The organism is Sphingomonas sp., assembly GCF_036402235.1.
GTDB lineage: Bacteria > Pseudomonadota > Alphaproteobacteria > Sphingomonadales > Sphingomonadaceae > Sphingomonas.
In genome coordinates, this window is sequence record NZ_DASWTG010000060.1 from 51,136 (window position 1) to 68,505 (window position 17,370).

The window sequence follows — 17,370 nt, forward strand, 5'->3', positions numbered from 1 at the left end:
ACCCCCGCCCAGCTTCTAAGTCGCTACAGCTTTGGCCTGCGTGTCAGCGCGCAGCGCTGCCTCGGGTCCCCGATGGCTTCCTCAGCCGGGTTGCCGGCGCCGCGGGCGGGCCGAAGCGCGGCGTGCCCGCGGCGCTCCATTCGATCCTCTGCATGTGCGGCGCGCGCTTGGCAGTACAGCCCATGCCGGCCGCGGGATTGGCGTGATAGACGATCCACTGCTCGCGTCCGTCGGGCGAGGTGAAGAAGCCGTTATGGCCCGTCGCATAGATGCCATTGCCGCTCCTGAGCACCGGCTCGGGATGCTTGGTCCAGGTCGAAGCGTCGAGCAGGTCGCCGCCGCGCTTCGCCGTGAGCAGCCCCAGCGCATAATCGTCCGACCAGCAGGCGCCGGCCGAATAGGTCATGAACAGGTCGCCCGCCGGCCCCTTGAGGAACTGCGGGCCTTCCAGGATCCGGCGCCCGCCGCGGTCCTCCCACGGCTTGTCGGGGCGTGCGATCACCGTCTCGCCGCCGATCAGCGTCCACGGATTGGCCATGCGTGCGATCGCCAGCCCGCTCACCGCGCCGATATAGGGGGAGTAGGCGAAATACCATGTCCCGCCCTGCTCGAAGACGGTGCCGTCGATCCCGGCGCGCGCGGTGTTGATGCGGCCGCGGTCGATCCACTCGCCCTCGAGCGGATTGGCCGCGCCGTTCTCCAGCACGAAGACCGCGCGATGGGCATCATCCTTGAAGCCCGCCGCGGTCGCCGAATAATAGATGTACCATTTGCCGCCGATGCGGTGCAGCTCGGGCGCCCAGATCGAATGCGCGTTGGCGCCGGTCTTGGGCGGGGTCCAGACGATGCGCTGCTCGGCATGGGCGAGGTCGGTGACGTCCGTGGTCCGCCACAGCGCGATCCGGGTCCCCAGCGTATGCGTGTAATAATAGATGCCGTCATGCGCGATCACCCACGGATCGGGGCCGGATTCCAGGATGGGATTGCGGAAGGTCGCCTGCGGCGTCGCGCCGGATGCCGGCGCTTGCGCGGCGGCGGGTGCGGCGAGAATCGCGAGCAATGCGAGTGCCGTGCCAGGGCGGCGGGCATGGGGCGCGTTCGCACCGGATTCGTGGTGTGGCCGCATTCGTCCCTCCGAAACCAGTTCGCATTCCGCCGACGCCTTCTAATATGAATTGTATTTATTGTCTTATCAATAAGAATAAGCCTGGGCGAGCCTTGGAGGGTATGATCGGGCATGCCATGAGCGGGCCTCGAAGAGGGGCCGCGCATCCTGCCGCGCAATCGTGTAGAGAGAGGCGCGGCGGGAGGGTTCCAATGGCACGATACCGACACGCATTGCCGCAGCTCGACGGCGGTCTGTTCCTGACCGATGCGGGCCTGGAGACCGATCTGATCTTCAACCACGGCATCGAGATCCGCGAGTTCGCCGCGCACACGCTGTTGCCCGAGGCCGATGGCAGGGCGGCGTTGGAGCGCTACTTCACCGGCTTCCTGAATCTCGCCCGCGACACCGGCGCCGGGTTCGTCCTCGATACGGTGACATGGAAGGCGCACCGCCACTGGTCGGCCGATCTGGGCGAGGACAGCGCTCAGTTGCGTGCGGCGAACGAGGATGCCGTGGCGCTCGCCGCCGGTCTGCGTGCTCGTTTCGAGGGAGCCGGGCCGATCGTCCTCAACGGCGTGATCGGTCCGTGCGGCGACGCCTATCGCCCCGAACGCACGATCAGCGCCGAGGATTCCGCGGCCTATTACGCCGAGCAGCTCGGCTGGCTCGCGGCGAGCGAGATCGACATGGTGACCGGCCTTACCTTCAATCAGGCGACCGAGGCCGCCGGCCTGGTTCGCGCCGCGTCAATGCTCGACCTGCCCGTCGTCATTTCCTTCACCGTCGAGACCGACGGACGGCTTCCCAACAGCCAGCCGCTGGCCGACGCGATCCGCGAAGTCGATGCGCAGACCGGGGCAGGGGCCGCCTATTTCATGATCAATTGCGCGCATCCCGACCATTTTGCGGGTGTGCTGGCCGAGGCGGACTGGGCGCGCCGCATCCGCGGCATCCGCGCCAACGCCTCGCGCCGCAGCCATGCCGAGCTCGACGAGGCCGAGATGCTAGATGCCGGCGATCCGCACGAGCTGGGTCGGCTCTACGCGCAGCTTCGCGCCCGCCTGCCCTGGCTCAACGTGTTCGGCGCGTGCTGCGGGGCCGACCTGCGTCACGTCACGCAGATCGCGCGGGCGGTGCGGGCCGCCTAGACGCGCAGGTAGCGGAAGTACCACACATTAAGTGCTTATCTGACGTAAGTAACTAAGAAGTATTGGCAAAACCCTGAATCTGTGAGCCCGTTTTCGGTAGAAGTAAGCACGGGGTAATCACCGTAATTTTGGTCCATTCTGGACTGATCGGGCACGGTTGCGGCGCTCCCGAAGGCGTAGCATCGTGCACAGGTCGGCTGCGCAAGGTCGATGGGAGCGGAGGGAAGCTGATGGGCCAGAGGAACCTTGCGGTGGTGGGGACGCACAAGGACTATTTTGCGGACATCCTCGATGGGTACACCGGTACGGAGCCATCAATCGTCGCGGGTTGCGCGTCGCCGGAGGACGCAGCCACAAGCTATTTCACGAATATCTTCGAGAATTCGAATGCGCGCATCCGATCCGCTGTCGTGGCGGTTTGGCCGGTTGCGAGCGGGCGCGAGGACCAACTCGTGTTCGACGCCTCCGCCGCGATGACCCCGTGCGAGGCGCCGGACGCCGAGCCCGACGAATTCGAAGTGTCGATCAACATATTGCAGCGACCCTGATCGACCGATCCCTACCGTGTCTCTCGCTAATCAAGTGGCCAGTGGAGTGCTGGACGCATTCAAATATCGGCGGCAAGGAGGGGGAATGTCCTATATCGATGAACTCGTTGAAAGCGGCGGCAACTTCATTGTTCAGCGAGCGGAGGGGAGCGCCTCCTTCAGCCCGGCGAGCGAAAAGGACAGCGACCTCGAGTCCTTCCAAGCACTGGTCCGCAAGCTTCGCCAGCGCGACGGAGATGGCTTTCGCATCTTCCGGGAGCACGTAACCTCGGATCGTGCCGAAGATCTTGTGGATCTGGTTGTCGTCACGATCGAGACTTAGGAAATCGGTCGGCCTCGCAGCGCGCGAGCCCAAGGCGAAGCCTCTTGATCGCTACCGCGCGTTCACGATCGATTGCAGCTCGGCGATGCTCTCGATCACATCATCGAAGCGCGGCGCGTCTCCGAATATCATGCCGGACATTGCCGCATAGTCGCGGCGCAGATCGCCGTACATGTCGCCCTCCGGCACCAGCACGAAGCTCGGGGGCTGGGCGGAGGCGAGATCGAAATCCGGCCGATTGAAGAACATCCGCGCATGCGCCACGCAGTCGGTACCGAGTGCAGGGTTCGCGAGCGCGTGCTTGCCGGTCTCGGACAGCATGAGCTGGTGCAGATCGTAATAATGGCGCGAGATGCGGTGACCACCTCCCTTTAGGACACCCCTGATCTCAAACCAGCGCCTGAGCCCGTGCAGGATCACCACCTTGTCCCAGAAGGTCCGGTCGGCATCGACAATGGTAACGTTGGGGACGGTGAGGTCGGCATCGGGCACGTCCTCGGCGAGATAGGGCGTGACGGTGCGCACGGAATTGGGGTCGAGGGCAGACTTGGCCCCTGATTCGATCCTCACCCGCTTGTCGACATAAGCATCGCGTCCGGTCGCGGTCGGATAGCTAAGTAGCAGGGTCTGGCTATCCTCCTTGTCGAGTTCGACGCGGAGGCGCCCCGCCTTGATCCCGTCGCGCTGCGAGGCCTCGGTGGCGACCTGCGACAGCTGCTCGAGCAGGGGGCCGCTGATATGCGCCTCGCAGGCAGCACGGATCGCGTCGAGCGCCGTCTGGCGCTTCTTGCCGGACATGGCTTGCAGCTGTTCGACGGAATAGCCTTCGCCGAGATCGTCGCGGAAGACGGTGACGTCGATGTCCTCGGAAAAGCGCCGGATCAGGCCGAACCCCTTGGACAGCGAGGTGCCGCCTTTGAACAGGAGGCGCGGGCCCGGCGGCAGGCCGTTGAAGAGCGCATCGAGCGTCCAGCAGACCCAGAAGTCCTTCTCGACGTTCTGGGGTGTCGTGCCGAGGCGCTGGGCCGTGGTGGTGAAGAGGCCGGCCTGCGTCTCGTCGTCGGACGCGAGGACCAGATCGTAGTTCGGGTTCATACCGGATCCTCGGCGAGCATCGGGCGCAGCAGGTCTTGCATCCAGGTAGGCAACGTCGCGATGCCGTCGGCAAGATCGGCGCGAAGCGTTGCGGCGTTCGGTCCGGTGCGCAGCAGGGCAGCGATGCGCGCGTGCAGGGTCGCGCGATCGTCGGGATCGCCGAGCGTGTCGCGGAGCCAGTGGAGCGCCTGGACCAGCCGCATCGCTGGCCGGCCTGCCCAATAGAGCTTGCTTGCCGCCGTCGGCTTGAAGGTGATGCTCATATTCCCGAGTTCGATCGCCTTCAGCCGCGCATCGGTGTGGACGACGATCCTGGAGGGCACGGCATTGGTAAGGCCGAGGTCGTTCGCCGCGGTCATGCCATCGACCAACACGCGAATCTGGTCGCGTCGGGCGACAGCGTCGATCACCTGGCGGGGGTCGGCAGGGTTGGGCTTCTTCGTTAGGGCATTTCGGGTCGGCTTATCGTAAAGGCCGCGGTCGATCCGGCGCAGCAGGTCGTCCGCAACCAGACGCTGCAACGCCTTGTCGACGGCATCGCGCGAGCCGAGATCGAGGAAATCAGCCGGCGTCCAGACCGCTCCGCGGGGAGCGGCCGCAGTTCGGTCCTCGATCTGAGCGCGCAAGGAAGGTGGATCAGCCATGTCCGAAAAATGCCTACAAATTTCGGACAAAGCAAGGGGCGCAAGCAGCGTACCGGGACGGAGCCCCGACTCCGATACTGCCTATCAATAGCAGCTATTGACAACGCGCCCGAATTATAGAAGCAAATACAAAGCTTCACAAAGCCGCCGCCTTGAGAAGTTGAGCGGACGCGTGGTTTAGACGAACCGGGCATGTGGTGTGTTGGGCCACCCTTGCAAGTGATGGTGGTCACCATGGCAAGGCTGATGCTGGCGGAAACCTTTGAAACAATAGTGCAGAGCGCGGTCGCGCTGCCCGACCTCTTCGATGCCCTCTCTGAAAGCGCAGAAGCCATGGGCTTCCGCTATTTCGCGCTAACCCACCATGTCGATTTCGCCACTGCCCCCGATCTTGGTATCCGCCTTCACAACTATCCGGGACACTGGGAAGAGTGGTTCGACGAAAGAGCGTTGGGCCGCTTCGACCCGATTCATCGCGCCAGCCATGTCGCCAATATCGGCTTCACCTGGTCCAACGTGCCGCAGATGATTCAGCTCACCCACGGCGACCAGGAAGTCCTGCGCCAGGCCCGGCGTTTCGGGATCGGCGATGGATTCACTGTCCCCGCCCATGTTCCCGGTGAGTATAACGGGTCCTGTTCTTTTGCCGTCGCCGACGACGGACCGCTTCCGCACGAGCACATGCTGGTCGCGCAGCTGGTAGGCGGACTCGCCTTTGAGGCCGCCAGGCGCATTGCCCAGCCGCGGCGCGCACCACAGCCGACAATGCCGATGACCGATCGGCAGCGCGATTGCGTGCTTTGGGCGGCACGCGGCAAGACCGACTGGGAGATATCGCGCATCCTCGGCGTCAGCCATGAGACTGTGATCCAGCATCTCAAGCATGCACGCGAACGCTATGGCGTGCAGAAGCGCGCGCACCTGGCGGTGATGGCATTGTTCGACGGCACTATCTGCTTCTCGGACATCTTCATCCACTAGGGACCCCGCCGCTACCCCCATTTCTTGGTATATCGCGCTGACGGCGGACTGCGGATGCTCGTCCCTCAACCAGATGGGATGAGGAACGATGATCTCCCTGATCGATACGACCAAGCAAGCGGCGTGCGACGCCGCGATGCGGAACATGTTCGCAGCTCGCAAGGAGGTGTTCGTCGATCTGCTCGGCTGGGACGTGCCGGTGCTCGACGGCCGCTTCGAGCTCGATCACCTGGACAATGAGCACGCCCGCTACCTAATCCTGGCCGACAGCAGCCATGCCCATTTGGGCTCTGCGCGTCTTCTTCCAACGACACGCCCGCACCTTCTCGACCACCTGTTCCCCGAACTGTGCGCAGGTCCTGTTCCGCGCGGCCCGGCCACGTACGAGATCACCCGATTCTGCCTTGACCGCAGCCTTGCCGCGCCGCGCCGCCGCGAGGTGCGCAACCGGCTCGTGACCGCGCTGGTGGAGTTCGCGCTGGCGAATGGAATCCGCACTTATACCGGCGTCGCCGAACTCCCATGGCTGCGGCAGATACTGGAATTCGGGTGGGACGCGACTCAGCTCGGCGAGCCGCTGCCCACTGACGGCAGACTGCTCGGCGCGATACGGATCGACATCACCACCGGGACCGAGGCGCGCCTGAGAGCCACCGGAATCTGGCTGCCCACCGCTCAGATGGCTTCGACCGCGGCCCAGCCCGCGCACGCATAGGAGGCCTTGATGCTCGCTACCGCTCCCCAATCTCCCAACACGACCGCTGGCGCGCACCAGCTGGTTACCGAGGGCTGGTGCATACTCCGCGGGCTGATGCCCGAGACGATTATGGATGCACTCGCCGGCGACTTGCGTCCGGTGTTCGAAGCGACGCCGTTCTGCACCGGGGACTTCTATGGTGGCCGGACCAAGCGGTTCGGCAGCCTGCTCAAACGATCGCGCCATGCGGCGACATTGATCCAGTGCCCGGAGATCCTCGCAATCGTCGAGGACGCGCTCCTGCCGTGGTGCGACACGATCCAGCTCAACCTGGCACAGGCGATCGCGCTCCACCCGGGCGCGCCGGCCCAGTTCCCGCACCGGGATCAGGACATGTGGCAGGGCATCAAGGGCGAGGTTGAATATCTCGTCAACGTGATGTGGCCTCTGACGCCCTTCACCCAGGAGAATGGCGCCACATTGATCTATCCTGGAAGCCACGGTCCCGAAGCGCTCCGCGCGGACTGGCGCGGCGGTGCGATCAGTGCGGAATGCCGACCGGGAGATGCGATCGTCTTCCTCGGCTCGACCCTGCATGGCGCCGGCGCGAACCGGAGCACCGACGTGCGGGCCGCTGTGGTCGTCAGCTATTGCCTCGGCTGGCTCAAGCCGTACGAGAATCAATGGCTCGCCTATCCGCCCGCGGTCGCTCGAGCCTTTGCTCCGGAGCTTGCCGGGCTCATCGGCTATCGCCAGCACCGGCCCAATCTCGGCAATTATGAAGGTGTATGCCCTTCGGTGCTGCTGCAGGACGCGGTGCCGGCGCATCTCGGCGCCGTGGACGCCTTGCGGCCCGAGCAGGTCGAGGCGGTCGCACAGCATCGCCGCGAGCAGGAACGATGAGCCCAACCCAGGCGATGGAACGCAGTTACACGGCGCTCAAGCAATTGCTTCGCGACGGCGCCTTTGCGCCCGGGCATCGCCTGGAAGCCAACCGCATCGCCGAGGAGATCGGCGTGAGCATGACGCCCGTTCGAGACGCCCTGAATCGTCTGGCTGGCGAGCGACTGGTTGAGGCCAGCAGCGGCGAAGGTTTCCATGTGCCGCGGCTCGGCGAGGGCGATCTTCGCGATCTGTATGAATGGAATTCGATACTGGCAATTCTCGCCATCCGCAGCGCACGCACGCTGCCTGCCCCCAGCGCGATCGAAGAAGCGATGGCCGGCGGCTCTCTCCCCGAGGCGACCGCAGCCATTTTCGGATTGCTTGGCGAGTCGGTGCCCAATCGCGAGCTTCGCCTGGCACTCGCGCACGCGAGCGACCGGCTCCACCCGTTCCGCCTTGTCGAGCCGATTGTGCTTGAACCGATCCTCGGCGAACTTGAGGAGCTGATCGAGCCCTCGGCCTCGAGACAGGCGGCGATCCGCCGGTACCATCTTCTCCGGATGCGAGCTGTCGGCGACCTCCTGCGCGAGCGCTCCCGATTATAATCGGATTATAAAATTCTTATAATCGCAGGATGAGCCGATCTTTTCGTGGTCGCGATTGGCGCGACGCAACACGGAGAGTGACCATGGAACGCATCAATGAAGACGCGATCGACCTGATCGACCTGGGCGAAGCCAGCGTCGAGACGCAGGGCGGGCCGTTCACCGAGCTCGACGGGGTCGGCTACCAGCTCCCCATCGGCCTCTCGGCCGACTGAACGCCACCGCCGGCGCGGGTGGACTGCGCCGGCGATGGTTCTTCGCCGGGGCTTCGATGGTCTGGACCCTTTTGCCACACCTTACCGCATGCATCGCCGGCAACGGCGTGATGCTGCTCGACCTGCGGCAAGACCGGTATTTCCGGGTGCCGGCGGCTCTCACCGACGAGACGGTCGACTGGTTGAACAAGGCGGGAAGCGCTCCCCCGTCGCGATTGCTCAAGCTACTTGAAGCCAAAGCCGTCGTTCGAACTTCCGAGCGGAGCGCGGTCGAGCTGAATGAGCGCCGAGTCATCGTTCCAGAGCAGCTTCCGCACCCTGCGGAGGCATCCTCCATGCCGCTGCGAGGTGCCTTGAGCGTCACGCGTCATGTGGCGAGTTCCTGGGCATCGCTGCGGACGCGTTCCCTGCACTCGCTGATTGCCAGCCGTCGGCGACGCAGAGGCATGGCGAAGACCCAGCAAGAGGCCGTGTCTCGCGAGACGCTGCTTGCCTATGAACGCGCCCGCCGCTGGGTACCGTTGAAAAAGAACTGCCTTCTGGACTCGCTGGCGCTCGACTGCTGGCTTGGCGATCGGTTGCCCGACCGCACGCTTGTGTTCGGCGTCACGCTCGAACCGTTCCTCGCGCATTGCTGGCTCCAGACTCCAGACGTGTTGCTGAACGAGTCCTACGACCGGGTGCGGCGCTTTACCCCGATCCTCGTGGCATGATCGGAGCTGCGTATATCGCCTTTGTCGGACAGGCGCCGCTGCGCAGGTCCGGTCGTATCGCGCTGGCAATCGAGAGGCTCCAACGAGACCGTCAGCTGAGTGTCCTCGTCGAGACGCCGATGCTGCTGTTCCTTGGCCGGCCATCGGCTCGCCACCTCGTTCCTGACCGAGGCGGAAGCATCTTCTGGGGGCCGTTGTTCGACCGTCGTAGTTCTGCCTTCGACGTTCGACCGGGCGACAGCGAATTGCACGCCCAGCCGGCACGGTTCCTGACCCAGTTCTGGGGCAGCTATGTCGCCTTCAGGTCGCAGGAGGATGTGGTCGAGGTATTTCGCGATCCGTCCGGGGCAATGCCATGCTATTTCACCTCGGTCGACGGCATCCACATTCTGACATCGAGCCCAAGGTATCTGACCGATCAGGGGCTTGTGATCCCCTCGCTGGATTGGACGATCGTCGCCCAGGCTCTCGCGTTCCGCGATCTGCGGCCGGCCAGCACCGCCCTTCGCGGCATCTCCGAGCTTTTGCCGGGAATGCGACTGATGATCCGCGCCGACAAAGTGGATCCGGACTGCATTTGGTCACCCTGGACATTCGCTTCGCTCGAGCGGGAGGTTGCCGATTTTGCGCAGGCTGCGAAATCAATCCGAGAGGCGGTGTGTCAGGTCGGAGCATCCTGGGGGCGAGCCGTTGCCCGGCCGATCGTCGAATTGTCCGGGGGACTCGACTCGTCGATCGTCACGGCAGCTCTGTCAAACGCTGGGGCGACGCCGTTGTGCGCCACCTTCATCCCGATTGCGGGTGACTCCGACGAGCGCGATTATGCCCGGTCCGTCACCGCGCATCTGGGCCTGCGCCTTGCGGAACTCGAACTCGACCTCGCCGCAGTGGATGTGACTCGGTCGGACGCTGCCGATCTGCCGCGACCCAGCGCCCGGGCCTTCGCACAGGCTTTGGATCGGCCGCTCCAGCGGCTCGCCCGCGAGCACGGCGCCGACATGTTTTTCAGCGGAGGCGGTGGCGACCACATTTTCTGTCACCTCCAGTCGTCGCTCCCGGTCGTTGACCTACTGAGGCGACAAGGGGCAGGAAGGCACATCGCCCGCAAAGCGATGGACGTGGCCGAGGTGGCGGATATCACCTTTTGGGAAGCGATCCGGTCGGCCGTCGGGCGAAGCGTCGAGCGGCAACGGCTTCTACCGACGCCGCGCATGAATCAATTCCTTGCGGAAGGGGCTAGGGCGAACCTTCCCTGGCCGAGTGGGAATCCATGGCTTGCGGCGCCGGAGGGGGTGCTTCCCGGCAAGCGCCGGCACGTCTGGGCGCTGATTAGCGCCCTCAATCATCTTGAAGGTTTCGGACGCCAGCACTGTGCAGCGATCAACTCGCCGCTTCTGGCCCAACCCGTGGTGGAAGCCTGCCTCAGAGTGCCGACCTGGCTGTGGTTCGCGAACGGCCATAATCGCGCCGCAGCCCGCGAAGCGTTTCGACCCCTGCTCCCGCCGGTCGTGACCGAACGAAGGACCAAGGCCGCGTTCGACAGCCTTGGAGCCAAGGTCATCCGGGATAACGTGCCCGCTCTTCGCGACATGCTCTGCAACGGATTGCTCGCTCGGGAGGGGCTCGTCATTCCCGAGGCCATCAACCGCTCGCTGACGCGCGATATCGCGAATGGCGAAGCAGTCGCGGATTTGTTGGCCATTGCTGATGTCGAGGCATGGGTCAGGGCCTGGGTATCGTAGCGGATGGTCGCTCCGGCTGTTGGATTGCATTGCGCAGCGCTTCCCACCGCGCGACTTCCTGCGCGAGACTGGCGCGGTTCGACACGGTCCCGCGCAGCCAGAATTCGAACCAGCCGACCGCGCGTTCATGGACGGCCAGCCGATGTGCCGGCTGAACTTTCACATGGTACTCGCCAGGGAAGACATACATGTCGACCGGTGCGCCATGCTGCTCGAGGGCTGACACGGTCTCGAGCGAGAGCCGATACTCGGCTTCCGGGACCTGGATGAGCAGGGGAACGCGCAATCTTGCGGCATTTTGGGCGAGCGACACGGGCTTCCAAAAGGCTCGGCCATCGTCGCTCTGTTTCGGGTATCCCCAGGCGAGCGCCGCATCGCGATAGGCCGGGCCGACAGTGAACAGCACGCTGGGTTCGTCGCAGCAGGAACTGATTGCGGCCGCTCGAAACCGGTTCGAGTTCAGCAGCGCGAACTGGGTCGTCGATGCGCCGTCGCTCATCCCGGTGAGGCCGATACGATCGCGGTCGATCGCGCCGCCCGCGATTGCGGCGTCGACCGCCGCTTCCAGCGCGGAAAGGATCGCGCGGCGCTCCGCCCAGTTCTCCACCTTCAGGCGCTGCAGTTCGTTGATGTCGCGGGCACGCTCTACGTTCGGCAGGTTCGTCGGTTTCTGGAAACTCAGGACTGCGAAGCCGTGCTGGGCGAGCAGGAAGATCGGGTAGTCGTCGCCGGTCCCGCCCCGCAGGAACCCGGTGCTGTGATATTGGGTGATCACCAGCGGATGGCGCTGCCCGGGACGGTGGGTCGGCGGGAGGACCAGGTCCCCGAAGGATTTCATGCCGCGCGCATTCCTGAAGTTGAGCCGTTCGACGGTGCCCAGCCGCAGAGTGCTGAATTCCGGATTTGGATCAAACAGGATGTGCGTGTCGCCGGTGCGGGTCTCGAGACGCACCAATGTGCGAGGCCCCCTTGAGGTCTCTCGGGCACAAAGCATGGCGTCGCGCCATGGCGTGCAACTCATCAAGGCCGCGGCCGTGGAAACCACGAGGCGAGGGTGGTCCTCGCCGACCTTCCAGCGGTAGAGGCGCAGGAGACCAGCGTCGTCGGGGCCGCCGCCGCGCAGGATGAGAAGTTCGTCATCCTTGTCCCACCAGATGCCGGCGATGCGCCGCGCGCAAATCTCTGGCGGACACAAAAGCGCTTTGCCGCCGGCCTCGATATGGAGCTTCGCAGGAGAGAATATTTGCCCGGGCTCTTCCGGCGCGGTCCATGCGCGATTCCCGGTCGGCGAACGGGCAAACTGGATTGCGCCAGCCGGCCGTTGCGGCTCGGGCGCAGAGCGAAGGCGTTTGGCCTCCTCGCTGGTCAATGCTCGCAGCGTTCCAGCATCGGGATCGAGTTCGCTGATCTGCTCCGGAAGGGGCAGTCTGGGGCGCGGCTTCGCCTCGAACAGCGTCCAGAACCGCGCATCGAAGTGATAGCCTCGCTGACCTTCCCGCTCGATCGTTGCGCCTGCCGCGTGGAGCGACGGGCGGGTGGCGACGAGAAGCCGGCGACGATCGTCGCTCCATTCCAGTGAAAGCGCGTCGGTTTGAAGATTGGTGAGCGGGCGCGCCGGCTCCCCATCAAGAGTGGCTCGCCAGACCTGCGTGATGCCGCGGTCGCGCCGAAGATAGACGATTGACTTGCCGTCCCGCGACCAAAGCGGCGTCGGCGTCAGCGGGAGGCCATTCGGGATTGCCGGTACGCCGCGGATATCATTGACCGACGGGATGAATTCACCTCCGGCATCGACCAGCGTGATCCCGTTGGCGCGGTCGAGTTCGATCACGGCAATGCCGAAGCAGTAGCTGTTCGCATCGACATCGCCGCGGCGAAGCGCGATCGCGGCATATCGGCCGTCCGGGGATATCGTGAAGGGGGCCATGCCTGCCGCGACACTGTCGATCCGGCCGAAGTCCCGAAGCTCGATGATGTCGCGCGCAGTGATTGCCCGAGGACCTGTTGCCTCCCTCGCGGGAGGCAACAGGCGCTGCCGGCACGCCATGGGCGTTGCGTGCGCCGCCACGGTCGTGCCCGCGATCAGCACGGCGAGCGACGCCATGCCCAAGCGGATCACCATTGCTTTGTGACCTGAAGCGAGATCACCCGGCCGAGCGGGTTGGCATTCTCACCGTCGTAGCCGCTGGTGAAGGCCCCCGCCAAATAGGTGGTGAAAGGCGGGTCGCGGTCGAAGATGTTGGTGCCGTTCAGTGCCAGGCGCATGCCGACAAGGGGGCCGCTCTTGGCTTGGAAGCGATAGCTCAGATTGAGATCGAAGGTAGTCCACGACCCGACTCTCTGCGGCGCGGGCGTCGTCCGGTTGGTATAATCGTCCGCATAGTTGACGAAGATCGCGGTACCGAAGCCGCCGGAACTCCACGTCGCGCGGCCGCGGACGCGCAGATCGATCGGATTGCCGACTGTGTCGAGGACATCGATCGGTTTTGCCGTGGGCGTCAGCGCCTGGCGGATGTGGAAGATGTAGGTGGCAACGGCGCCCAGCTCCGCCCGGCCACTTGCGATCGCGAAGTCATAGGCAAGCTCGACGTCGAGACCCGACTGCTCGACGACGGAAAGATTCTGCAGGCGGGCGTCGGCCTCGGCGACGAAGGTCGCGGTCGACGGTATTCCGAAGAAGTCGCGGTAATAGGGCGAGGCATAGAGTTCGGCGATCCGCGCCTGCGAAGGGTTCGGCGTGAGAATCGATTCGTAGATGTCCCGATTGATCAGGAAGTTCGGGATATTGGGCGCCGGCGTCGCGATCCGGTCGCGATAGCTGACATCGAAATAGGTCGCGTTCGCCCGGAACCCTGGCAGGAACTTCGGTTCGATATCGACTCCGATCGTCCAGGTTGTCGCACGTTCGGGCCGCAGGTTGGGATCGTTGCCGCGGATCACGAGCAGATTGGACGTTCCGGTGGGCGACTGCGGATCGGCGACGGGAAAGGCGAAATAGCCGATCGAACCGGGGTCCTGCCGCATCTCGGAGAAGAGGGGCGCTCTGAAGGACGTGCCGTAACTGCTCCTGATCGTCAGGCCGGGCAGGCTTTCCCAAGCGAGACTGAGCTTGGGATTCTGGGTTCCGCCGAAGTCGCTATAATCCTCGGCGCGCAACGCGGCCGAGATGTCGAGCCGTCTGAATCCCGGGACTTGCGCGCTTCCGCCGAAGATCGGGATCAGCACTTCGGCATAGGCCGACTTGACGGTGCGTCCGTCGGGCAGGGGTGTGGCAGGAATGACGACCGGCGAGAGTGTCGAGGTGTAGGAAAGCGTCGGTCCATCGCGATAGCGATCCTTGCGATACTCCGCCCCGAGGGCGACGCGAACCGACCCCGCGGGCAAGGGGAAGACCGGCCCGTCCGCGCGGAGCGTCGCGGACCATGACGAGCCGCCATAATCGCGCTTGCTGAAGTCGCGGATCGACTCGATTGTCGCTGGATTGGTCCAGACGCCGTCGCCCAGCAGATTATAGGCGGTGGCCGGGTTCGTGTCTGCGAGGGCGAGCGCAAGTCTCGCGCTGTTGACGAGGTTCAGATACTCATAGCCTTCGTCTTGCCGGCCCCAGGTGCCATGGGCATCGACGGTCCAGCCCCCGAAGTGGGCCTCAAAACCCGCCGAGGTGCCATAGGCTTTGACGTGGCCGCGCAGACGTTCGGGACCGAGGTCGCGCACGAAGCTGTAGTTGACGCCGATCGGCTGGCGGGTCCCGATCGGATCGACGTAGAATGGATTGGTGGTGGGAACGGTTCGCCGGATGTCGGCGGAGGTCTGCTGCGCCTGATCGAAATTGCGCCAGGTAGCGAGACCGCTCGCATAGAAGCGAACGCGCTCCGTGAGATCCTGGCTGAAGGCGACGAATACCGAATGGCGGCGCTGCTCGGGAAGGACATCGACGCCGAACCACCGGTCCGAGAGATTGACGGTGCCAGGGGCAAGCTGGGCTGGCGTCAGACCGGCGCCGTTTTGGCCGGCAGGGATGGCGAAGCTTCGGCCCCCTGCGAAGATGGTTCCGGGATTGCCATAATTGCCTCGTCGGTCGGGGCCGCCGAACGCGCGCAGATCCTCCGTGACGAAGTCCCGATCCGCCGCGGCAAGCCGATCGCGCTTATAGAATTCATAGGCAATGACGAGATTCCCGGTTGACCAGCGGGTGCCGAACAGCTGGCTGAACTGATATTCCTGAGAAGCGCCATCCGCCGTGCCGATCCGGAAGCTTGTCTCGGCGCCGTTGAAGTCGCGCCGCGTGATGACATTGACGACTCCGGCCACCGCATCCGAGCCGTAGATTGCCGAAGAACCGTCCGGTACGATCTCGACCCGTTCGATGATGGATGCCGGTATCACGGAAAGGTCGCCGAAAGAGCCGCCAAAGCCGCCGAGCGGTGGGCGGTCCCCGTTGATCAGCAGGAGCGTCGAGGTCTGCCCCAATCCGCGCAGATTGACGCCGGAGCCGCGCGCGGAGTTTCCGTTGCCGGCCGAACTGAGCAATCCGCCGCCGATCTCGTTGGCGCCCCCGGCGAAGTTCTGCGGGATCGACTGGACGATCTGCTGGGTCGTGGCGAAGCCGGCTTGATCGATGGCCTTGCGATCGATCGTGGTGACTGCAGATCCTACCGGACCGCGGCCGCGGATGCGCGTGCCGGTGACGATGATGTCGCCGCCTTCCGCATCCTGGTCCGGCGCGTCGGATCGCTGGATCACCAGCGTGTCGCCGACGATGATCGCGCGAAGACCCGTGCCACCGAGCAATGCGGCGAGCGCCGCATCGACCGAATAGCGGCCTCGGAGCGCGGGCGCCCGGCGGTTCCTGACCAGGTCGTCGGCGACGATGACCTGCCTGCCGGACCTGAGCGCGACCTGCGTGATGGCGGTGCGAAGATCCTGCGCCACGATATCATAGTCGCGTGCGCCGTCCTGTTGCGCACGCGCGGCCGGCGTGGCGAACAGTGCCACGCTACAAAGAAGCACAACCCCGATTTTCTTTCGCATTCTGTCCCTCCCGGTCGGCGCACAGAGCGCGGACATCAGGGCGGGACGGGGCAGGACGGACTTACCCCCCCGTCCATGCGAAAAAAATCGACTAGGGTCGGACGAGCGTCAGATTGCCGTTGGCGTCGCGCCGGACTCGAAGCTCGAGGGCCGCAGCGAGGCTTGCCGCAAGTTGATCCACGGGAAGCGGACGGAAGGCTCCGGTGACCTTGACCGCGCCGAGCGACGGCTCGCCGAGCGCAATGCCGGGCGAAGCGTAGCGATTGGTTTCCTCAAGCACCGCCGACAAGGGCGCGCCGTGGAAGACCAGCATGCCCGATACCCATTGGTCGCTGCCCTTCCCGGCCGGCCCGGCGGGTGCGAGCGGCTCTCCGCTCGCGGCGAAGCGCATCGCCTGTCCCGGCTGGATGCGCAGGTCCGCCGGTGCATCCATGTCTCCCGTCCGCCGAACCTCCAAAGCGCCGCGCAGCGACACGACTGAAAGCCCGGCCGGCGGCGCCTGAACGTCGAAATCCGCCTCCGGGGCCGAGACCACCTTCCCGCCCGCCTCGACGAGAAACGGGCGGGCGGGATCGGGCCGGATGTCGAAACGCGCACGGCCGCGCTGCAGCCTGACCTTGCGGACCTTCTCGTCGAACGCGACCTCCACCCGCGTGTCGGTGTCGAGCGTCACCGACGAGCCGTCAGGCAGCTTCACCGTGCGGATCTCGCCGACCGAGGTCGCGTGCGCCACGGATACGAGCGAGAGGTTCGGGTTGCGTCCGGGCTGGAGAGTCACGAACAGCGCGATGACGATCATCGCGGCGGCGGCGAGCGCGAGACGAGGGGCGGTTGCCCAGGCGAGCGGGCGCGGCTGCGGCTTGAGTGACCGATCCCGACCGACAGCGGTGGCGCCCAGGCCTTCCGCCAGCGTCCAGGTCCGTTCGAGGGCGGCATATTCGGCGGCGTTTCGCGGATCTGCCGCGCGCCAACGTTCGAACTCGGCGCGCGACTCCTCCGCATGGGGCCCGTGCATGCGCCCCCACCAGCGAGTGGCTTCCTCGCGCGCGTCCTCGCCGCCCGGCATCAGGCATCCTGCTCCATGAAGCGCGTCAGCTGCCCGATCGTCTTCGACATGATCTTCTCGACGCGCTTCACGCTCAACCCCGTCTTCTCCGCGATTTCGAGATAGGTCATGCCATCAAGACGGTGGGCGAGGAAGATATCCCTCGACCGCGGCTTCAGTCGAATCATGGCTGTCTCGAGCCGTCGCAGACTATCGCGCGCTTCCAGGCGGCCAAGTTCATCAACGTCCGAAATGGCGTGCTCCACATCGGTATCGGACGCCATGTGCCGGAACTCGGCGGATCGCACGCGGTCCTTGAGCAGGTTGCGGCCGATCTGGCGGAGATAGCTTGCGGGCCTGACGATCGAAGCCGGACCGTCCTCGGCGCGGGCAAGGCGCAGGAAGGCTTCCTGCGCGAGGTCTTCGGCCTCATGCGCGGATGCACGGTTGCGCGCGAAGAAGCGGATCAGCGACGAACGCTCGCTGCGGTACAGCCGGTCGATGTCGACGGCGTCCGGCTCGGCGGCGCCAAGCGCGGCAAACGGAAACGTCGCCGGCCCCTTCACCCTTGGCCTCTGCCAGTATCGTCCG

At 65.0% G+C, this 17,370-nt stretch carries 17 protein-coding genes; 10 read left to right on the forward strand and 7 right to left on the reverse strand.

Features of this window, described 5'->3' with window-relative positions:
• Window positions 1–43: 43 nt before the first annotated feature.
• Window positions 44–1,126 (reverse strand): glycoside hydrolase family 43 protein, encoded by a 1,083-nt coding sequence (locus VGD28_RS12890; RefSeq protein ID WP_331028748.1) that lies wholly within the window; start codon window positions 1,124–1,126, stop codon window positions 44–46.
• Window positions 1,127–1,317: 191 nt separating this feature from the next.
• On the opposite strand from VGD28_RS12890, the gene VGD28_RS12895 reads away from it, so the two are divergent.
• The 3 genes from VGD28_RS12895 (at window position 1,318) to VGD28_RS12905 (ending at window position 3,126) form a co-directional block, all read left to right on the forward strand.
• On the forward strand, window positions 1,318–2,256 hold the full coding sequence (locus VGD28_RS12895; protein ID WP_331028749.1) for a homocysteine S-methyltransferase family protein: 939 nt from the start codon (window positions 1,318–1,320) through the stop codon (window positions 2,254–2,256).
• A 230-nt stretch (window positions 2,257–2,486) separates the two neighbouring features.
• Window positions 2,487–2,804 (forward strand): hypothetical protein, encoded by a 318-nt coding sequence (locus tag VGD28_RS12900; protein WP_331028750.1) that lies wholly within the window; start codon window positions 2,487–2,489, stop codon window positions 2,802–2,804.
• A gap of 85 nt (window positions 2,805–2,889) precedes the next feature.
• Complete coding sequence (locus VGD28_RS12905) at window positions 2,890–3,126, forward strand: hypothetical protein (RefSeq protein ID WP_331028751.1); 237 nt, start codon at window positions 2,890–2,892, stop codon at window positions 3,124–3,126.
• A gap of 51 nt (window positions 3,127–3,177) precedes the next feature.
• Here VGD28_RS12905 and VGD28_RS12910 read toward each other — a convergent pair whose 3' ends face one another.
• On the reverse strand, window positions 3,178–4,221 hold the full coding sequence (locus VGD28_RS12910) for a nucleotidyl transferase AbiEii/AbiGii toxin family protein (protein ID WP_331028752.1): 1,044 nt from the start codon (window positions 4,219–4,221) through the stop codon (window positions 3,178–3,180).
• Complete coding sequence (locus VGD28_RS12915) at window positions 4,218–4,865, reverse strand: DUF6088 family protein (protein WP_331028753.1); 648 nt, start codon at window positions 4,863–4,865, stop codon at window positions 4,218–4,220. The genes VGD28_RS12910 and VGD28_RS12915 overlap by 4 nt, the downstream gene beginning before the upstream one ends.
• 222 nt (window positions 4,866–5,087) lie before the next feature.
• Here VGD28_RS12915 and VGD28_RS12920 point away from each other — a divergent pair, with 222 nt between their 5' ends.
• From VGD28_RS12920 to VGD28_RS12950, 7 genes are all read left to right on the forward strand, one after another.
• The gene (locus VGD28_RS12920; protein ID WP_331028783.1) at window positions 5,088–5,846 is read left to right on the forward strand and encodes a LuxR family transcriptional regulator; all 759 of its coding nucleotides are present in this window, start codon (window positions 5,088–5,090) and stop codon (window positions 5,844–5,846) included.
• Between the two features lie 88 nt (window positions 5,847–5,934).
• On the forward strand, window positions 5,935–6,561 hold the full coding sequence (locus VGD28_RS12925; protein ID WP_331028754.1) for an acyl-homoserine-lactone synthase: 627 nt from the start codon (window positions 5,935–5,937) through the stop codon (window positions 6,559–6,561).
• A gap of 9 nt (window positions 6,562–6,570) precedes the next feature.
• Window positions 6,571–7,446 carry a phytanoyl-CoA dioxygenase family protein gene (locus tag VGD28_RS12930; RefSeq protein WP_331028755.1) on the forward strand — a complete coding sequence of 292 codons (876 nt, stop codon included), beginning with the start codon at window positions 6,571–6,573 and terminating at the stop codon, window positions 7,444–7,446.
• A gap of 14 nt (window positions 7,447–7,460) precedes the next feature.
• The gene (locus tag VGD28_RS12935; RefSeq protein ID WP_331028756.1) at window positions 7,461–8,033 is read left to right on the forward strand and encodes a GntR family transcriptional regulator; all 573 of its coding nucleotides are present in this window, start codon (window positions 7,461–7,463) and stop codon (window positions 8,031–8,033) included.
• Between the two features lie 83 nt (window positions 8,034–8,116).
• Window positions 8,117–8,248 (forward strand): benenodin family lasso peptide, encoded by a 132-nt coding sequence (locus VGD28_RS12940; protein ID WP_331028757.1) that lies wholly within the window; start codon window positions 8,117–8,119, stop codon window positions 8,246–8,248.
• Window positions 8,249–8,358: 110 nt separating this feature from the next.
• Window positions 8,359–8,961: a lasso peptide biosynthesis B2 protein gene (locus VGD28_RS12945; protein WP_331028784.1), complete on the forward strand. Its 603-nt coding sequence runs from the start codon at window positions 8,359–8,361 to the stop codon at window positions 8,959–8,961.
• The gene (locus tag VGD28_RS12950; protein WP_331028758.1) at window positions 8,958–10,703 is read left to right on the forward strand and encodes an asparagine synthase-related protein; all 1,746 of its coding nucleotides are present in this window, start codon (window positions 8,958–8,960) and stop codon (window positions 10,701–10,703) included. Before VGD28_RS12945 ends, VGD28_RS12950 begins: the two co-directional genes overlap by 4 nt.
• Here VGD28_RS12950 and VGD28_RS12955 read toward each other — a convergent pair.
• The 4 genes from VGD28_RS12955 to VGD28_RS12970 form a co-directional block, all read right to left on the reverse strand.
• Entirely contained in the window at window positions 10,684–12,807 is a 2,124-nt protein-coding gene (locus VGD28_RS12955) for an Atxe2 family lasso peptide isopeptidase (RefSeq protein WP_331028759.1), read from the reverse strand. The genes VGD28_RS12950 and VGD28_RS12955 overlap by 20 nt on opposite strands.
• Before the next feature lie 11 nt (window positions 12,808–12,818).
• Window positions 12,819–15,698, reverse strand: coding sequence for a TonB-dependent receptor (locus VGD28_RS12960; protein WP_331028760.1), 2,880 nt, complete (start codon window positions 15,696–15,698; stop codon window positions 12,819–12,821).
• A 127-nt stretch (window positions 15,699–15,825) separates the two neighbouring features.
• The gene (locus tag VGD28_RS12965) at window positions 15,826–16,800 is read right to left on the reverse strand and encodes a FecR family protein (RefSeq protein WP_331028761.1); all 975 of its coding nucleotides are present in this window, start codon (window positions 16,798–16,800) and stop codon (window positions 15,826–15,828) included.
• The gene (locus VGD28_RS12970) at window positions 16,800–17,345 is read right to left on the reverse strand and encodes a sigma-70 family RNA polymerase sigma factor (RefSeq protein ID WP_331028762.1); all 546 of its coding nucleotides are present in this window, start codon (window positions 17,343–17,345) and stop codon (window positions 16,800–16,802) included. The genes VGD28_RS12965 and VGD28_RS12970 overlap by 1 nt, the downstream gene beginning before the upstream one ends.
• Window positions 17,346–17,370: the final 25 nt, after the last annotated feature.